General features: G+C 62.8%; 12 protein-coding genes. 6 read left to right on the plus strand and 6 right to left on the minus strand.

Features of this window, described 5'->3' with window-relative positions; genetic code table 11:
* Window positions 1–92 precede the first annotated feature (92 nt).
* The 3 genes from RPG13_RS24570 to RPG13_RS24580 form a co-directional block, all read right to left on the minus strand.
* Window positions 93–860 carry an N-acetylmuramoyl-L-alanine amidase gene (locus RPG13_RS24570; protein ID WP_337126242.1) on the minus strand — a complete coding sequence of 256 codons (768 nt, stop codon included), beginning with the start codon at window positions 858–860 and terminating at the stop codon, window positions 93–95.
* Window positions 857–1,576: a J domain-containing protein gene (locus tag RPG13_RS24575; protein ID WP_095483319.1), complete on the minus strand. Its 720-nt coding sequence runs from the start codon at window positions 1,574–1,576 to the stop codon at window positions 857–859. The genes RPG13_RS24570 and RPG13_RS24575 overlap by 4 nt, the downstream gene beginning before the upstream one ends.
* A 377-nt stretch (window positions 1,577–1,953) precedes the next feature.
* On the minus strand, window positions 1,954–2,157 hold the full coding sequence (locus RPG13_RS24580; RefSeq protein ID WP_095483317.1) for a hypothetical protein: 204 nt from the start codon (window positions 2,155–2,157) through the stop codon (window positions 1,954–1,956).
* A 178-nt stretch (window positions 2,158–2,335) separates the two neighbouring features.
* Between RPG13_RS24580 and RPG13_RS24585 the strand changes: the two genes are divergently transcribed.
* Genes RPG13_RS24585 through RPG13_RS24595 form a run of 3 tightly spaced genes read left to right on the plus strand, consistent with a single transcriptional unit; the run spans window position 2,336 to window position 8,245 of the window.
* Complete coding sequence (locus RPG13_RS24585) at window positions 2,336–6,253, plus strand: hydantoinase B/oxoprolinase family protein (protein WP_337126243.1); 3,918 nt, start codon at window positions 2,336–2,338, stop codon at window positions 6,251–6,253.
* 31 nt (window positions 6,254–6,284) lie between these two features.
* The gene (locus RPG13_RS24590) at window positions 6,285–7,583 is read left to right on the plus strand and encodes a DUF3419 family protein (RefSeq protein WP_337126244.1); all 1,299 of its coding nucleotides are present in this window, start codon (window positions 6,285–6,287) and stop codon (window positions 7,581–7,583) included.
* Window positions 7,580–8,245 carry a class I SAM-dependent methyltransferase gene (locus tag RPG13_RS24595; RefSeq protein ID WP_337126245.1) on the plus strand — a complete coding sequence of 222 codons (666 nt, stop codon included), beginning with the start codon at window positions 7,580–7,582 and terminating at the stop codon, window positions 8,243–8,245. The genes RPG13_RS24590 and RPG13_RS24595 overlap by 4 nt, the downstream gene beginning before the upstream one ends.
* A gap of 5 nt (window positions 8,246–8,250) precedes the next feature.
* Here RPG13_RS24595 and RPG13_RS24600 read toward each other — a convergent pair whose 3' ends face one another.
* Window positions 8,251–9,630 carry a serine hydrolase domain-containing protein gene (locus RPG13_RS24600; RefSeq protein ID WP_337126246.1) on the minus strand — a complete coding sequence of 460 codons (1,380 nt, stop codon included), beginning with the start codon at window positions 9,628–9,630 and terminating at the stop codon, window positions 8,251–8,253.
* A 222-nt stretch (window positions 9,631–9,852) separates the two neighbouring features.
* Here RPG13_RS24600 and RPG13_RS24605 point away from each other — a divergent pair, with 222 nt between their 5' ends.
* Together RPG13_RS24605 and RPG13_RS24610 are read left to right on the plus strand one after the other, a co-directional pair.
* A complete protein-coding gene (locus RPG13_RS24605; RefSeq protein ID WP_292499778.1) occupies window positions 9,853–10,644 on the plus strand; it encodes a glycoside hydrolase family 25 protein in 792 nt (263 codons plus the stop codon).
* Window positions 10,645–10,724: 80 nt separating this feature from the next.
* On the plus strand, window positions 10,725–11,900 hold the full coding sequence (locus RPG13_RS24610; protein ID WP_095483473.1) for a lytic murein transglycosylase: 1,176 nt from the start codon (window positions 10,725–10,727) through the stop codon (window positions 11,898–11,900).
* Window positions 11,901–12,124: 224 nt separating this feature from the next.
* Here RPG13_RS24610 and RPG13_RS24615 read toward each other — a convergent pair whose 3' ends face one another.
* Entirely contained in the window at window positions 12,125–13,018 is an 894-nt protein-coding gene (locus RPG13_RS24615) for a LysR family transcriptional regulator (RefSeq protein ID WP_337126247.1), read from the minus strand.
* A gap of 131 nt (window positions 13,019–13,149) precedes the next feature.
* Between RPG13_RS24615 and RPG13_RS24620 the strand changes: the two genes are divergently transcribed.
* The gene (locus tag RPG13_RS24620; RefSeq protein ID WP_095482943.1) at window positions 13,150–13,881 is read left to right on the plus strand and encodes an SDR family oxidoreductase; all 732 of its coding nucleotides are present in this window, start codon (window positions 13,150–13,152) and stop codon (window positions 13,879–13,881) included.
* A 12-nt stretch (window positions 13,882–13,893) separates the two neighbouring features.
* Here the strand turns inward: RPG13_RS24620 and RPG13_RS24625 are convergent, their stop codons facing one another.
* Complete coding sequence (locus tag RPG13_RS24625; protein ID WP_095482869.1) at window positions 13,894–15,114, minus strand: alanine racemase; 1,221 nt, start codon at window positions 15,112–15,114, stop codon at window positions 13,894–13,896.
* Window positions 15,115–15,244: the final 130 nt, after the last annotated feature.

The following is a 15,244-nucleotide window of genomic DNA, read 5'->3' on the forward strand; positions in this document are numbered from 1 at the left end:
CACGGACCGCCTTTGACGGTCGAATTAGCGGCAATGAAGGCGAGGCAAGTCACTTTAAGTGACAGATTGTAATTTAACGACTAAGATAAAGACTACCTGGTCGGAGCTGCCCTTACGGAAGCAAGCAGTCTTTCCAGCGTGCGGATTGTCGATCCGTCGGCCACGCCATCCACTTTGCGTTGCCGGAAATGCCGCTGGAAAGCCTCGACGACGATTTCGGTCTGCCGGTCGAAAGCACCTGATATCTCCACGCCATAACCATAGAGCGCCAGCATCGACTGCACCGCCTCGACTTCAGCATCCGTGTCGCCGACTTTCAGCACCGCGCCATGCCTGACGGGTGCCGCTTCGACGAGGTGGCCGACACCGGCTTCGGACAGGGCCTTCCAGGGGAATTTCTCGCCCGGATCGATCTTGCGTCCCGGCGCGACGTCGGAATGGGCGAGCACCCGTTGAGCTGGAATCGAATGGCGCTGAACAATTCCCTTGCACAAACCGATGACGGCATCGATCTGCCGTTTCGGAAAATTCCGATAGCCCAGCGAATGCCCGGGATTGACGATCTCGATGCCGACCGAACAGGAGTTGATGTCGCTGCGTCCGAACCACGAACTCTTACCGGCATGCCAGGCACGGTCGCTTTCCCTGACCATCTGGACGATGCGGCCATCCTCATGGACGAGATAGTGCGATGAAACCTCGCTCGCCGGATCGCACAGCCAGGTTTCGGCGCCGGCGCCGGTCTTCATACCGGTGTAGTGCAGCACGACCATATCGGGCTTGGCCGTCTCGCGTCGTGGACCGAAATTCGGCGATACCCTTACCTCGGCGCTCGGCTCGTCGGGCAGGAAGCCGCTCATGCGTGCCGCAGGCCTCGTTCGATCATCTCATAGGCCGCGTTGATCGCCGCTATCCTGCTCGTTGCGATCTTGATGAACTCTTGCGGCAGGCCGCGTGCGATCAGCCGGTCGGGATGGTTGTCCGAAACCAGCTTGCGATAACGTTTTCGGACCTCCTCGAACGGTTTTCCCCGCTCGATGCCAAGCACGACATAGGGATCGGCCGCACCCAGGTCGACGTGCCGAGCCAGAATGCTCTGGTAATGCGCCTCCTCGATCCGGAAGATCTCGGCGATACGATGCAGGAACTGGCCTTCGCGCTCATGAACCAGCCCGTCAGCCTTGGCGATGTGGAACAGCCCGTCGAGAATGTCCTCCAGCATCGCGCAGTTCGAATGGCCGGAGCCGCAAAGCTGCGCCATGCGCGCGGCATAGGTCTCGAAGCCGGCGATGTCGCGCTTGGCCAGATCGTAGAGCCGCGCCACATTGCGCGTCTGCTCCTTCGGCACCTCGAATATTTGCTGGAAGGCGCGCACCTCGTCCTGCGTTACGATGCCGTCGGCCTTGGCCATCTTGGCCGACAGCGCGATCATCGCCACCGAGAAGGCGACGCGCCGGCGCAGATCCGGATCGCCGGAGAAAACCGTGCGCACGGCTTCGACCACGTCGGCGACACCCGACGAGGTTGAGGACGAAACGCGCGTGATGAAGTCGCCAAGGCGATCCCAAATCGACATGAGCACCTATTAGGGCTAACCGGGCACCGCTATCAAGCGAAGACAATGCCGCAGGGCCGGCTAACCGATTTCGCGGGATGCCTGAAGCAGCTGGCGCTAACCGTCGATCATGGAATGCACCGGCATAGCGCGCAAAACCGCAGGCCTTTGCGACATCTTGCTGTTCGTTACCGCCATGGCGGCGAGCTTCGGCTATGTCGTCTCGGGGAAACGGGCGCGGGAAATGCCGGCTGATAGGTCCTCTGCTGGGGCGAAAAAGTGACAGACAAAACCATCGCGCTTGCGGTGATGGCCATCGCCGCAAGGCGCGCGTGTCTTGAAACAGATGCGGGGAAGGCCGGCATCATACCGGCCTTCCCGGTCCTCAGTCAGATAAACTACTGCGCCGGCGCAGGAGCAGGCTCTGCCGGAGCCGGCTCAGCCGGCTTCGTCGCGTCAGGAGCCGGCTGCATCGGCTGTTCGGCCGCCGGCGGATTGGTGCTCTGCGTGGTTGTGGCGTCCCCGCCCGTGCCGCTGTCGCTGCAAGCCGCAACGCCAAGCAGAGCAAGCGCCGAAAACGACGCAAGAATGAGTTTCTTCATGGTATCTCTCCTCTAATCACGCCCCCGCTAACGGTGACGATCGAGGACAGAATGCATCAGGCGCCTATGAGTTTCGTAACGTTGCATTTCCGTATGTAACATCATCTGCTTTTGCCGTTGCCGGTCGGGCTACTGCGAATTAACACATTGAATCAATAAAATGCCTGGGAGAGCTGCCGTGACCGCCAAATGGGATTTCTGGATCGACCGCGGCGGCACCTTCACCGATGTCATCGGCCGTGACCCGAAAGGCGGGCTGCGTCCACGCAAGCTGCTGTCCGAGAATCCTGAAGCCTATGCCGACGCCGCTATCCAGGGCATTCGCGAGCTGCTTGGATTAAAATCCGGCGCTCCGATCCCATCAAGCCTGATCGGCGACATCAAGATGGGCACCACCGTTGCCACCAACGCGCTTCTGGAGCGCAAGGGCGACCGTGTGCTGCTGCTCATCACCAGGGGATTCCGTGACGCGCTGAGGATCGCCTATCAGGCGCGGCCCGACATCTTCGCCAAGGAAATCATTCTTCCCGAACAGCTCTACGAACGCGTCATCGAGGTCGACGAGCGCGTGCGCGCCGACGGGAATGTCGAACGGCTGCTCGACATTGCCGCCTGCCGGCCGGCCATCGAGCAGGCCAAGGCCGACGGCATCGACGCCGTGGCGATCGTCTTCATGCATGCCTGGAAATATCCCGGCCACGAAAAGGCGGTTGCAAAAGTCTGCAGGAAACTGGGGTTTTCGCAGATCTCCGTGAGCCATGAGGTCTCGCCGCTGATCAAGCTGGTCGGCCGCGGCGACACCACGGTCGTCGACGCCTATCTGTCGCCGATTCTGTCGCGCTATGTGCAAAAGGTGGCGGGAGAGCTGGGCGCGGCGCCAATCTCCCCCCTCGTGGGGGAGATGTCGGCAAAGCCGACAGAGGGGGGCGCTGTCCCGCCAGCAACTCAGCATCCCAGTGACGTCAATCATGACACAAAGCACCCTACGGCGCCCCCCTCTGCCCTGCCGGGCATCTCCCCCACGAGGGGAGAGATCGGCCAATCCCCCCGCCTCATGTTCATGATGTCCTCCGGTGGCCTCACGGCTGCCGATATGTTCCAGGGCAAGGACGCGCTGTTGTCCGGCCCGGCCGGCGGCGTCGTCGGCATGGTCGAGACAGCAAAACTCGCCGGTTTCGACAAGGTCATCGGCTTCGACATGGGCGGCACCTCGACCGACGTCGCCCATTATGACGGCGACTATGAGCGCGCCTTCGACACCGAGGTTGCCGGCGTGCGCATCCGCGCGCCGATGATGCGCATCCACACTGTGGCCGCCGGCGGCGGCTCGATCCTGCATTACGAGGCCGGCCGCTTCCGCGCCGGGCCGGATTCCGCAGGCGCCAATCCTGGCCCGGCTGCGTACCGGCGCGGCGGCCCGCTGGCCGTCACCGACGCCAATGTCATGTTGGGCAAGCTGCAACCCGACTTCTTTCCGGCCATTTTCGGACCCGGCCAGAACGAGCCGCTCGACGTGCAGACCGTGCGCGAGAAATTCGCAGCACTCGCCGCCGAAATCGGCGATGGCCGGGCGCCGGAAGCTGTCGCAGAAGGCTTCGTCACCATCGCTGTGGAAAACATGGCCAACGCCATCAAGAAGATTTCCGTGCAGCGCGGCTACGACGTCACCGAATATCTCTTGAACTGTTTCGGTGGCGCCGGCGGCCAGCACGCCTGCCTCGTTGCCGACGCACTCGGCATGGAAGCGGTGCTGATCCATCCTTTCTCCGGCCTGCTTTCGGCATACGGCATTGGATTGTCCTCGATTTTTTCGTCGCGCCAGCAGGCGCTGCTGAAACCGCTGGCGGAAGACTCCAGGCCGGCAATCGACGATCTCATCGCGACGTTGCGAAAAGCCGTCATCGACGAGCTTGCCGCGCAAGGCATCACCGAGGAAGCCGTCGTCTCGAAACCGGTGCTGCAGATCCGCTATGACGGCACCGACACTGCATTGCCCGTGAATTTCGAGCACGGCTCGATCACACGGGCCAAGGGCGATTTCGAAACGGTCCACAAGGCGCAGTTCGGTTTCGTCTATGACGACAAGCCGATGATCGTGGAATCGGTCGGCGTCGAAGGCATCGACACCGGCGGCACCGGCCGCGAGGAAAGTGATTCAGCCCTTGAGGACATCGCCGCAAACCCTGCGGAGAATAGGAAGATCTTCGCCGACGGCACTTGGCGCGACGCCAATATCTTTCCTCGCGAAACACTGAAACCGGGCAACAAGGTTGCCGGCCCTGCTTTGATCATCGAGCCGAACCAGACCATCGTCGTCGAGCCGGGCTGGCAGGCCGAGATCACCGCCAAGAACCATGTGCTCTTGCGCCGCATCGAGAAAAAGCGCCGGCAGGCGGCGCTCGGCACCGAGGCCGATCCGGTCATGCTGGAGGTGTTCAACAACCTGTTCATGTCGATCGCCGAACAGATGGGCGTGACGCTGCAAAACACCGCCTATTCCGTCAACATCAAGGAACGGCTGGATTTTTCCTGCGCCGTCTTCGACCGTCATGGCGCGCTGGTCGCCAACGCGCCGCACATGCCGGTGCATCTCGGCTCCATGGACCGTTCGGTGGAAACCATCATCCGGCTCAACTCCGGAGACATTCACCCCGGCGACGTCTTTGCCCTCAACGCGCCCTACAATGGCGGCACGCATCTGCCTGACATTACGGTGGTGACGCCCGTGTTCGAGGAAGCGCGCCCAATCTCCCCCCTTGAGGGGGAGATGTCGGCGAAGCCGACAGAGGGGGGCGCTGTCCCGCCAACCTCTCATTCTGTCACGCCCCCCTCTGCCCTGCCGGGCATCTCCCCCTCAACAAGGGGGGAGATCGGCCAATCGCCGGAGATCCTCTTCTACGTCGCCTCGCGCGGCCATCATGCCGACATCGGCGGCACGGCGCCCGGCTCGATGACGCCGCTTGCCACCACGGTCGACGAGGAAGGCGTGCTGTTCGACAATTTCCGCATCGTCGACCGCGGCCGGTTCCGCGAGAAAGAACTGGAGACGCTGCTCACCGACCACCCCTACCCCGCGCGCAATCCACACCAGAACATCGCCGACCTCAAGGCGCAGATTGCCGCCAACGAAAAGGGCGTTGCCGAGCTGCGCAAGATGGTCACGCATTTCGGTCTCGATGTCGTCGAGGCCTATATGGGTCACGTCCAGGACAACGCAGCCGAAAGTGTGCGCCGTGTGCTGGAGCGGCTGCCCGACAGTTCCGTCTACGAGTATCCAACCGACACCGGCCAGATCATCAAGGTGAAGATATCGGTCGACCGGCAAAAGCGTGAGGCGACCGTCGACTTCACCGGCACGTCGCCGGTCATGAAGAACAATTTCAACGCTCCCGAGCCGGTCGCCCGCGCAGCCGTGCTCTATGTCTTCCGCGTCATGGTCGAGGACATGATCCCGATGAATGCCGGGTGTCTGAGACCCATCAACATCGTTATCCCCGATGGCTCGATGCTGAAGCCCGCCTATCCGGCTGCCGTCGTCGCCGGCAATGTCGAGACCTCCCAACATGTCACCAATGCGCTGCTCGGCGCCATGGGCGCGATGGCCAACGCGCAAGGCACGATGAACAACCTCACCTTCGGCAACAAGCAGTACCAGTATTACGAGACGATCTGCTCCGGCTCGCCGGCAGGCCGGATGAACAACGGCCGCGGCTTTGCCGGCACCTCCGGCGTCCACACCCACATGACCAATTCGCGCTTGACCGACCCGGAAGTGCTGGAATTGCGTTTTCCCGTCTTGCTCGAGGATTTCCACATCCGCGAAGGCTCCGGCGGCAAAGGCAAATGGAGTGCCGGCGACGGCACCAAGCGCACCATCCGCTTCCTTGAAAAGATGGAGTGCGCCATCCTGTCCTCGCACCGCAACCGCCCGCCGCAAGGCCTGGACGGCGGCGGCGATGGCGAGGCCGGCTCGACCAAGGTCCGCCGCAAGGATGGCCGCGTCGAAGTCCTAAAGGCTTGCGACCAGACGGTGCTGGAGGCCGGCGACGCCGTCATCCTCACGACACCGACGCCAGGTGGGTTTGGCGAGGCCTGAGTTAGCTTCAACAGGTTGTCACCGGCCTGTCATGACGCTGCGCTACCCGCTTGCGCCAGAGCAAATGGGGAATCGCCTTGTCATGACGGATCTTTCCGGAGAACTGGTTTTTCGCCGCGGCAAGGAAGTTGGCAAGGCCGTCTACCAGAACCGCCCGCTGTCGAAGGCCGGCCTCTCCGAACGGCTCTTCGCCTTTTTGTTTTCCGGCCTCGTCTATCCGCAGATCTGGGAAGACCCCGATGTCGACATGGACGCGATGCAGCTTGATCAGGGCCACCGCGTCGTCACCATCGCCTCGGGCGGCTGCAACATCCTCGCCTATCTCACCCGGTCGCCGGAACGGATCGACGCCGTCGATCTCAACACCGCCCACATCGCGCTGAACCGCATGAAGCTCGAGGCGGTGCGTCATCTGCCCTCGCAGGGCGACCTGTTCCGTTTCTTCGGCGCTGCCGAGACCCGTCACAATTCGCAGGCCTACGACCGCTTCATCGCGCCGCATCTCGATCCGGTCAGCCGCCATTATTGGGAGCATCGCAACTGGCGCGGCCGTCGCCGCATCGCCGTCTTCGACCGCAATTTCTACCAGACCGGCCTGCTCGGCCTGTTCATCGCCATGGGCCACCGCACTGCCAAGTTCTTCGGGGTCGACCCGGCCGGCATCATGGAAGCCAAAAGCCTCGCCGATCAGCGCCGCTTCTTCAATGAGGAGTTGGCGCCGGTCTTCGAAAAGCCGCTGCTGAAATGGGCCACCTCGCGAAAGGCCTCGCTGTTCGGGCTCGGCATTCCGCCGGCGCAGTACGATTCGCTGATCACCTCGGGCGACGGCACCATGGCCAGCGTGCTGAAGGCCCGGCTCGAAAAGCTCGCTTGCGATTTTCCGCTAGAGAACAACTATTTCGCCTGGCAGGCTTTTGCCCGCCGCTATCCCAATCCTGGCGAGGCGGCGCTGCCCGCCTATCTCGAAAAGCGCAACTACAAGACGATCCGCAACAATATCGACCGCGTCGCCATCCACCATGCCAATCTGATCGAATTCCTCGCCGGCAAGGATGCCGGTTCCGTCGACCGCTTCGTCCTGCTCGACGCGCAGGACTGGATGACCGACGACCAGCTCAACGCGCTATGGGCCGAGATCACCCGCACCGCGTCGACTGATGCCCGCGTCATCTTCCGCACCGCGGCCGAACCCAGCCTGCTGCCCGGCCGTGTCTCGAATTCGCTGCTCGACCAATGGAGCTATGCGGACGAAGCCTCGCGCGAATTCTCGGCCCGCGACCGTTCGGCCATCTATGGCGGTTTCCACCTTTATGTGAAGCTGTCCGCATGAGCACGACCGAACTGCCGGCCAGGCACGCCGAACTGATGGACGGCGTCTACCGCTGGCAGCGCCATATCTACGACCTGACCCGCAAATATTACCTGCTCGGCCGCGACCGGCTGATATCAGGGCTGGATGTGCCTGCCGGCGGCACGGTGCTCGAACTCGGCTGCGGCACCGGCCGCAACATAGTCCTCGCCGCCCGCCGCTATCCCGACGCCCGCTTCTTGGGTCTCGATATTTCGGCCGAAATGTTGGAAACGGCCATGGCTGCCATTGCCCGCGAAGGCCTGTCCGGCCGCGTCAAGCTGGCGCGCGGCGACGCGACGGATTTCGACGCGAAAGCACTGTTTTCTGTCGAAAGTTTCGACCGCATTTTTGTCTCATATTCGCTATCGATGATTCCCGGCTGGGAGAAGACGGTTTCCGCGGCACTTGCAGCCCTGTCACCCGGCGGCTCGCTGCACGTCGTCGATTTCGGCCAGCAGGAGGCCCTGCCCGGCTGGTTCCGCACACTGCTGCGCGGCTGGCTGAGAAAATTCCATGTCGAGCCGCGTGAATCCCTGCGCGATGTCCTGGAATCGGAATCCGAGCGGATCGGCGCAAGCCTTCGGTTCAGAACACTGTATCGCGGCTATGCGTGGCTCGCCGTGGTCGGATCGCACAAATAGCTTTTCTATTGCAGCGCCTTCACCAGCGCTGCCAGCATCATCTGCGGCCGGTAGCCGAGCTTGGCCGGTGTCAGCCCAAGCCGCACCACCACTAGCTGCTCCGAGGGGACGATGGCGATGGTCTGCCCGTCATGGCCCTCCATCCAGTAGGTGTCCCCAGGCAAGCCCGCAGCGGTGCCGGCGCCGGGGCTCTCCTCGTCGCCCGGCCCCTCGATCCACAATTGGCCTCTGCCGTAGACTTTCGAGGCCGGTGCAGCTTCCCGCATCCAGCCGACGAAACCGGCAGGCAGGATCTCCTGGCCGTTCCAGACACCATCCTGCAGCAAGAACTGGCCAAAGCGCGCCCAGTCGCGCGCGGTGGCGTAGAGATGAGACGAGCCGACGAAGGTGCCGTGCTCGTCGGCCTCCAGCACCGCGCTCTGCATGCCCAGCGGGTCGAACAGCGCAACCCTCGGCCACGCCAGCGCCTTGTCCTTGTCGCCGATGGCATCCTGCCAAAGCCTGGACAGCATCACTGCCGTGCCGCTCGAATAGGAAAACACCTTGCCGACCTCGCCGGTCAGCGGCTTGGATCCGGCAAAGCCGGCCATATCGGGCTCGAGATAAAGCATCCGCGTCACGTCGGCGACGTCGCCATACTCCTCGTTGAACTCCAGCCCGCTCGACATTGCCATCATATCGGCGAGGCTGATGGCAGCGCGGCCGTCCGTTTTCCAGGGTCCGAACAGCCCCTGGTTCGTCATCGCCATCTTGCCGTCTTTCACCACCGTGCCGACGATCGCGGCGTTTACCGTCTTGGTCATCGACCAGCCGAGCAGCGGTGTCTTCTCGGAAAAGCCGGCGCCATAACGCTCGGCGATGATGCGGCCGTTCTTGACCACCACCACCGCTCGCATACCGGCGCCAGTCATTGCGGGATCATCAAGGATTTGCGCGATTTCGGGGTTCTGCGAGACGTCGACCTTGTCGCCGTCCGGCCAGAGCAAATCGAGCGGCGGTGCTGGCGTCAGCGCCGCCCCGATGACCGCCTTGGCAGCGGTGACATTGCCGTCCGGAACCGACGTGCAGCCGAGCCCGTCACGAACGACCGCGACGCTCTTGCCGAACACGCCAAACAGCCCCGCCGAAACCGTGCCCTGCTTCTTGTCGACAGAGATCCTCATCAGCCTCAGCAATGGATGGCCTGGCGCCTGCACGTCGACGGCGAGCACCTCATTGGCATCGCGTCCGGCGATAAAGACATTCGAGCAGACGATCTTGGCCGAATAACCCGAGCCGACGCGGATCAGTTCCGGCGGCGCCAAATACAGCCAGGCGGCGAGTGCTGCGACCGCCAGCACGACCAGCCCGACCAGCCATTTCACCAGCCTTAGAACAGTCCGCATTTTCCGACTCCCCCGGACGCTCATCTATGTCATTGATTTGCCGCCATTGCTTCGGCAAAATCGCGGCTCCTGTCGAGCGCCGTGAACGGAATATCAACCATGATCGGCGATGACCAGGGATAGGAGCGGTCCTGTGGGGTGATCGCTTTGGGGGTACGGTCGAGGGGGCCACCTGCAGCAACAACCCATCAGCGGCCGGCTGAAACCGGTTCAGGAGTAGCGATGCGCCGTTTCGCGGCTTTCATCATGCTGACGTTGCTGGGCGCCTGCTCGACCGTCGACGATCTTGCCCCGTCGCTGCCGAGCGCCCCGACCGTTGCGGTGCGTGCACCCCGTTTTGACGACTCCGACCCGCATGAGTGGGAAAGCGGCGCGCCGTGGAGCTATGCGGTTCACGGCACCGACGTCTCCAAATACCAGACCTCGGTCGATTGGCCGGCGGCCAGGGCCAGCGGCATTTCCTTCGTTTTCATCAAGGCGACTGAAGGCGGCGATCGCTTCGACGAATATTTCGACGAGCATTGGAGCCGCACGAAAGCCTCGGGAATTCCGCGCGCGGCCTATCATTTCTACTATTTTTGCACGCCGGCCGCCACGCAGGCGCGCTGGTTCATCAAGAACGTGCCCAAAGACCGCTCGGCGATGCCGCCGGTTCTCGACATGGAATGGAACGCCAAGTCGCCGACTTGCAGGCTGCGGCCCGATGCGGCCACGGTGCGTAGCGAGATGAGCATATTCCTCGAAATCGTCGAAAGACACTATGGCAAGAAGCCGATCATCTACACCTCGATCGATTTCTTCGACGACAACGGCCTGTCGGCTTTCCGCGGCTACCCCTATTGGCTGCGCTCGGTGGCCGGGCACCCGCGCGAGAAATACGGTAGCCACCCCTTCACTTTCTGGCAGTACACCGGAACCGGCGTCGTGCCGGGCATGAGGGGCAATGCCGACATCAATGTCTTCAACGGCTCGGAAGCAGCCTGGAAAAAGTGGCTGCGGCAGAACACCCGTTGACACCGGGCCTGCCGCCTGCTTTTCGACACAGCCAGTGAAGGACGCCTGCAACCGCCGGTAATCTTCTTGGAAGGATGGCGATGCGATTGCGCTTGGAAATTCTCGCGGCGCTGCTTCTGGCCGCCACGGCGCCAGCGGTGGCACAGCAATGCGGCGGCGATTTCGAGGCGTGGAAGCAGGGCGTGGCGGCTGAGGCCAAGAGCGCCGGCGTCGGCACTGCCGGCCTTGAGGCGCTGGAAAACGCCACCGCCGATGAAAAGGTGCTGGCACGCGACCGCTCCCAAGGCGTCTTTACCCAGACCTTCGTTGAGTTCTCGAACCGTATGATCTCGTCCCATAGGCTGAAGCAGGGCGCGGCCAATCTGAAGAAATACGCGGATGTTTTTGCCCGCGCCGACCGGGAATTTGGCGTCCAGCCACCGATCATCGCCGCTTTCTGGGCGCTAGAAACCGATTTCGGCGCTGTGCAGGGCGATTTCCACACGCTGAACGCACTGGTCACGCTCTCGCATGACTGCCGCCGCCCGCAACTCTTCCGGCCGCAGATCACGCCGCTGCTGACCCTCATCGATCGCGGCGTCGTGCCGGCCGATGTCACCGGCGCTTGGGCGGGCGAAATCGGCCAGACGCAGATGCTGCCGTCCGACTATCTCGGCCGCGGCGTCGATGGCGACGGCGACGGTCTGGTCGACCTGCGCAGCAGCGCGCCGGACGTGATCATGACCACGGCCAACAAGATCATGTCGCGCGGCTGGAAACGCGACCAGCCCTGGATCGAGGAAGTCCGCGTGCCAGACGACATGCCATGGGACCAGACCGGCCGCACCAACAAGCTGCCGCTGACGCAGTGGGCTCAGTGGGGTGTCACCAACCCGAATGGCACGCCGCTTGTCGACAACGGCCTAAAGGCAGGTCTCGCGCTGCCCATGGGTCGCAAGGGACCGGCCTTCCTCGTCTACGACAATTTCGACGTCTATCTCGAATGGAACCAATCCTTCACCTATGCGCTGACCGCGGCAAATCTCGCCACGCGGCTGGCGGGCGCGCCGCAATTCGATCCGCGCAATCCCGAACCCGGCCTCAACGGCGACCAGATGAGGGCCTTGCAGACGAAGCTCGAGGCCAAAGGCTATGACGTGGGCACGGTCGACGGCATCCTGGGCACCAACACCCGCGAGGCGATCCGCAAGGAGCAGAAGCGGCTAGGCTTACCGGTCGACGGCTGGCCGACACCGGAGCTTTTGGGGAAGCTGTAGCTCCTCTTCCTTCTCCCCTGTGGGAGAAGGTGGATCGGCGCGCAGCGCCGAGACGGATGAGGGGTGTTGGAAGAAACGCCAGCGCCGCGATCCGTCCAGCACCCCTCATCCGACCGAGCTGCGCTCGGCCACCTTCTCCCACAAGGGGAGAAGGGAAGAACTCACCCTGCCATTGTCTCCAAGGCTGGCAAATCCCTGCGGCGCGTCACCTTCATCGAACGGCATCATCGCCTGGCAAGCAGGAAGTCGATGAAGACGCGCAAGGCCGGCGGAACCTGCCGGGAGCTCGTATGATATAGGTAGAAGCCGGGAAATCGGGGCGACCAGGCTTCGAGAAAACGGATAAGCTTGCCGGCCTCGATCCACGGCCGAACCTGGTATTCCAGCATGTAAGCCACGCCGACCCCGTCCAGGGCCGCCCCGATCATCAGTTCCGTGTCGTTGACCGTCAGACCGCCGTTCACGGCTATTTCCAAAGCGCGCTGGCCTCGCGCAAACTCCCATCGATAGATGTTGCCGCCACCGGGCCATTGGAAATTGATACATTCGTGATGATGCAGGTCAGCGGGATGGCGGGGTATGGGGTGATGCTCCAGATAGCTGGGCGCCGCTACCGCGGCCATCTCCAGCTCCTCGCTGAGCTTCACCGCCACCATGTCCTTATGCAGCCGCTCACCAAGCCTGATACCGGCGTCGAATCGTCCCTCCACAATGTCGGTCAGCATGTCATCGATGATTATGGTGAGGGCAATATCGGGATAGGTGCGGCGGAAATCGCCGAGGATGGGCGCGATGAAACGCATCGCGGCAATGCGTGGAACATTGATGCGCAGCGAGCCTGCCGGTCGATCGCGTGAAGCATGCGCGTCGGCGACAGCCCCTTCGAGCTCGCTGAATGCCGGAGCGAGGCGGGCAAACAGCGTTTCGCCTGTTGCGGTCGGCGACACGCTGCGGGTCGTGCGGTTGAGCAGCCGGACACCGACACGCTCTTCCAGCCCGCGTATCGTCTGGCTAAGTGCGGATGGGGAAACCCTGAGCCTGGCCGCGGCGCGGACGAAGCTGCCTTCCTCGACGATCGCCGCAAACGCGTTCAGCTCGCAGAACTCGGTTCCTCGCATTATGTACCCCAAACTTAACAAGCCTATTCGATAATAGGCTATTATCTGAGCAATAGCATGCCCCTAACTTCGACATGGCACTGCCGCCCGATTTGGTGCGGCCGCACACTCAGACGAACAAAGGGACAGCTATGTATCGTTCGCTTGAAGGCAAAACCGCGCTCGTGACGGGCAGTTCGCGCGGCATCGGACGCGCCATCGCCGAGGGGCTCGCGGCAAACGGCGCGGCCGTGGTCGTCAACTATGTCGGTAACGAAAAAGCCGCTCAGGAAGCCGTTGCTGCCATCCGCGAGAATGGCGGAAAGGCCGTCGCCATTCGGGCCGATATCTCCAATATTTCCTACATAAGCCGGCTTTTCGATGAGACCGAAAAGCAGATGGGGCCAATCGACATCGTTGTCGCCAATGTCGGCGTCGCCGTCATAAAGCCGTTCGTCGAGGCCACCGAAGCCGATTTCGACCATGTCTTCGGCGCCAATGCCAAAGGCACCTTCTTCACGCTTCAGGAAGCAGCGCGCCGCGTGCGCGACGGTGGCCGCATCATCGCCGTCTCCACCGGTGGAACCAAAATGTTCTTCACGCAGACGGCCCTTTATCTCGGCAGCAAAGGGGCCGTCGAGCAGTTCGTCCGCGTCCTCTCGCGCGAGCTCGGACCGCGCGGCGTCACCGTGAATACGCTTTCGCCAGGCTTTACCGACACCGACCTGCTTCCGGAGCGGGACCGGGCCGTGGCCGCCGACATGTCGCCTTTCGGCAGGATCGGAGCGCCGCGGGATGTTGCCGATGTCGCGGTTTTCCTCGCCTCCGACGAGGCGCGCTGGCTGACCGGCGAGAACATCCAGGCCGGCGGCGGCGTAGCCTGACCTGCGTATGGCCTAATCCGCCATCGTCTCCAGGCTGGCAAACCCCTGCGGCGCGTCGCCTTCGTCGAACGGCGTTGTCACCTCGACGAATGTGTCGGGATAGAAGCCGTTGAACCGTGTCCTGAGCGACAACGAATAGGCGCCGATATGGCCGATCTCGATCCAGTCACCGGTATCGACCGTTTCCGGCAGCCAGAACGGCCGCGACAGGATGTCGACGGAATCGCAGGTCGCACCGCACACCTTGAACGGCACGATGGTCTTCTCCACGCCATTGCGCGAGCGGATCGCCGGGTCTGGAATGAAGCGCGCCGGCAGCGTGATCTTGCCGGTCCATGAATCCGACAGCGACGCCCAGATGCCGTCATTGATGTAGAGCCGCTTGCCCTTGCGCAGCAGCACGCGCACGATCAGCGACAGGCAGCGCGCCACGATCACCCTGCCCGGCTCCGCCACCAGCGGCATCTGGTCGAACTGGTATTCCTTCAAATCGCCCGACAGCCGCGACATGATCTGGCCGAGCGACGGCATCTCGATCAGCTTGCGGTTGGGATCATGGCCGTACTCGGCGGGAAAACCGCCACCGACGTCGAGCCCGGCAATGTCGAAGCTGACGCGGTTGCGCACCCAGTCGGCCGAGGCCAGCGCCCGCTCATAAGTGTCGGGATCCTCGATCTGGCTGCCGACATGAAAGCACAGCCCGACCTTGTAGCCCGTCCGGTTCAGCCTTTCGGCCAGATCGACCGCATTGGCCGGCCCGGCGCCGAATTTCTTCGACAACTCGTAAGCCGCCGATCCTTTCGTCTGGATGCGCACGAACACCGTGATCGCACCCGGATCGATATCGAGCGCCCGAACCACGCGGGTCAGCTTGGTGATCTCGTCCTCATGGTCGAGCGAGATAACGCGGATGCCATATTTCTCCAGCGCCAGCTTGATGTCCGACTGCGCCTTGACCGGATGCATGTAGAGCATCTCGGCGTCGGGCGAGACCGCGCGCACGGCGGCGAACTCACCGGGCGAGGCCACGTCGAAGGCATTGACGCCGGCCTCGACCAGCGCCTTCAGCACGATCTGCTCGCCGTTGGTCTTGACCGCATAGGCGGTCTTGCCGGGAAACATGCCCATGAACTGCCTGGCGTCCGCCTTCAGCACCTGCGGGCGGAAGCAATAGATCGGATCGTCCGGGCGAAGCGCCAGCGCCGCCTCGCGGGCATTTTCGAATCGCTGCATGGACGAATCCCTTGACCTGAACTGCGCACAATTAATCCAACCTATGCGTGAATGAAAACAATTCTGTGTCTCGCGCCGCTGAAGCTGCGGCGCTACGCCGGATGACAGGCCAGACGACAGGAAAGCTAGC

Origin of the sequence: Mesorhizobium sp. ISC15 (genome assembly GCF_037162615.1) — a bacterium.
GTDB lineage: Bacteria > Pseudomonadota > Alphaproteobacteria > Rhizobiales > Rhizobiaceae > Mesorhizobium > Mesorhizobium mediterraneum.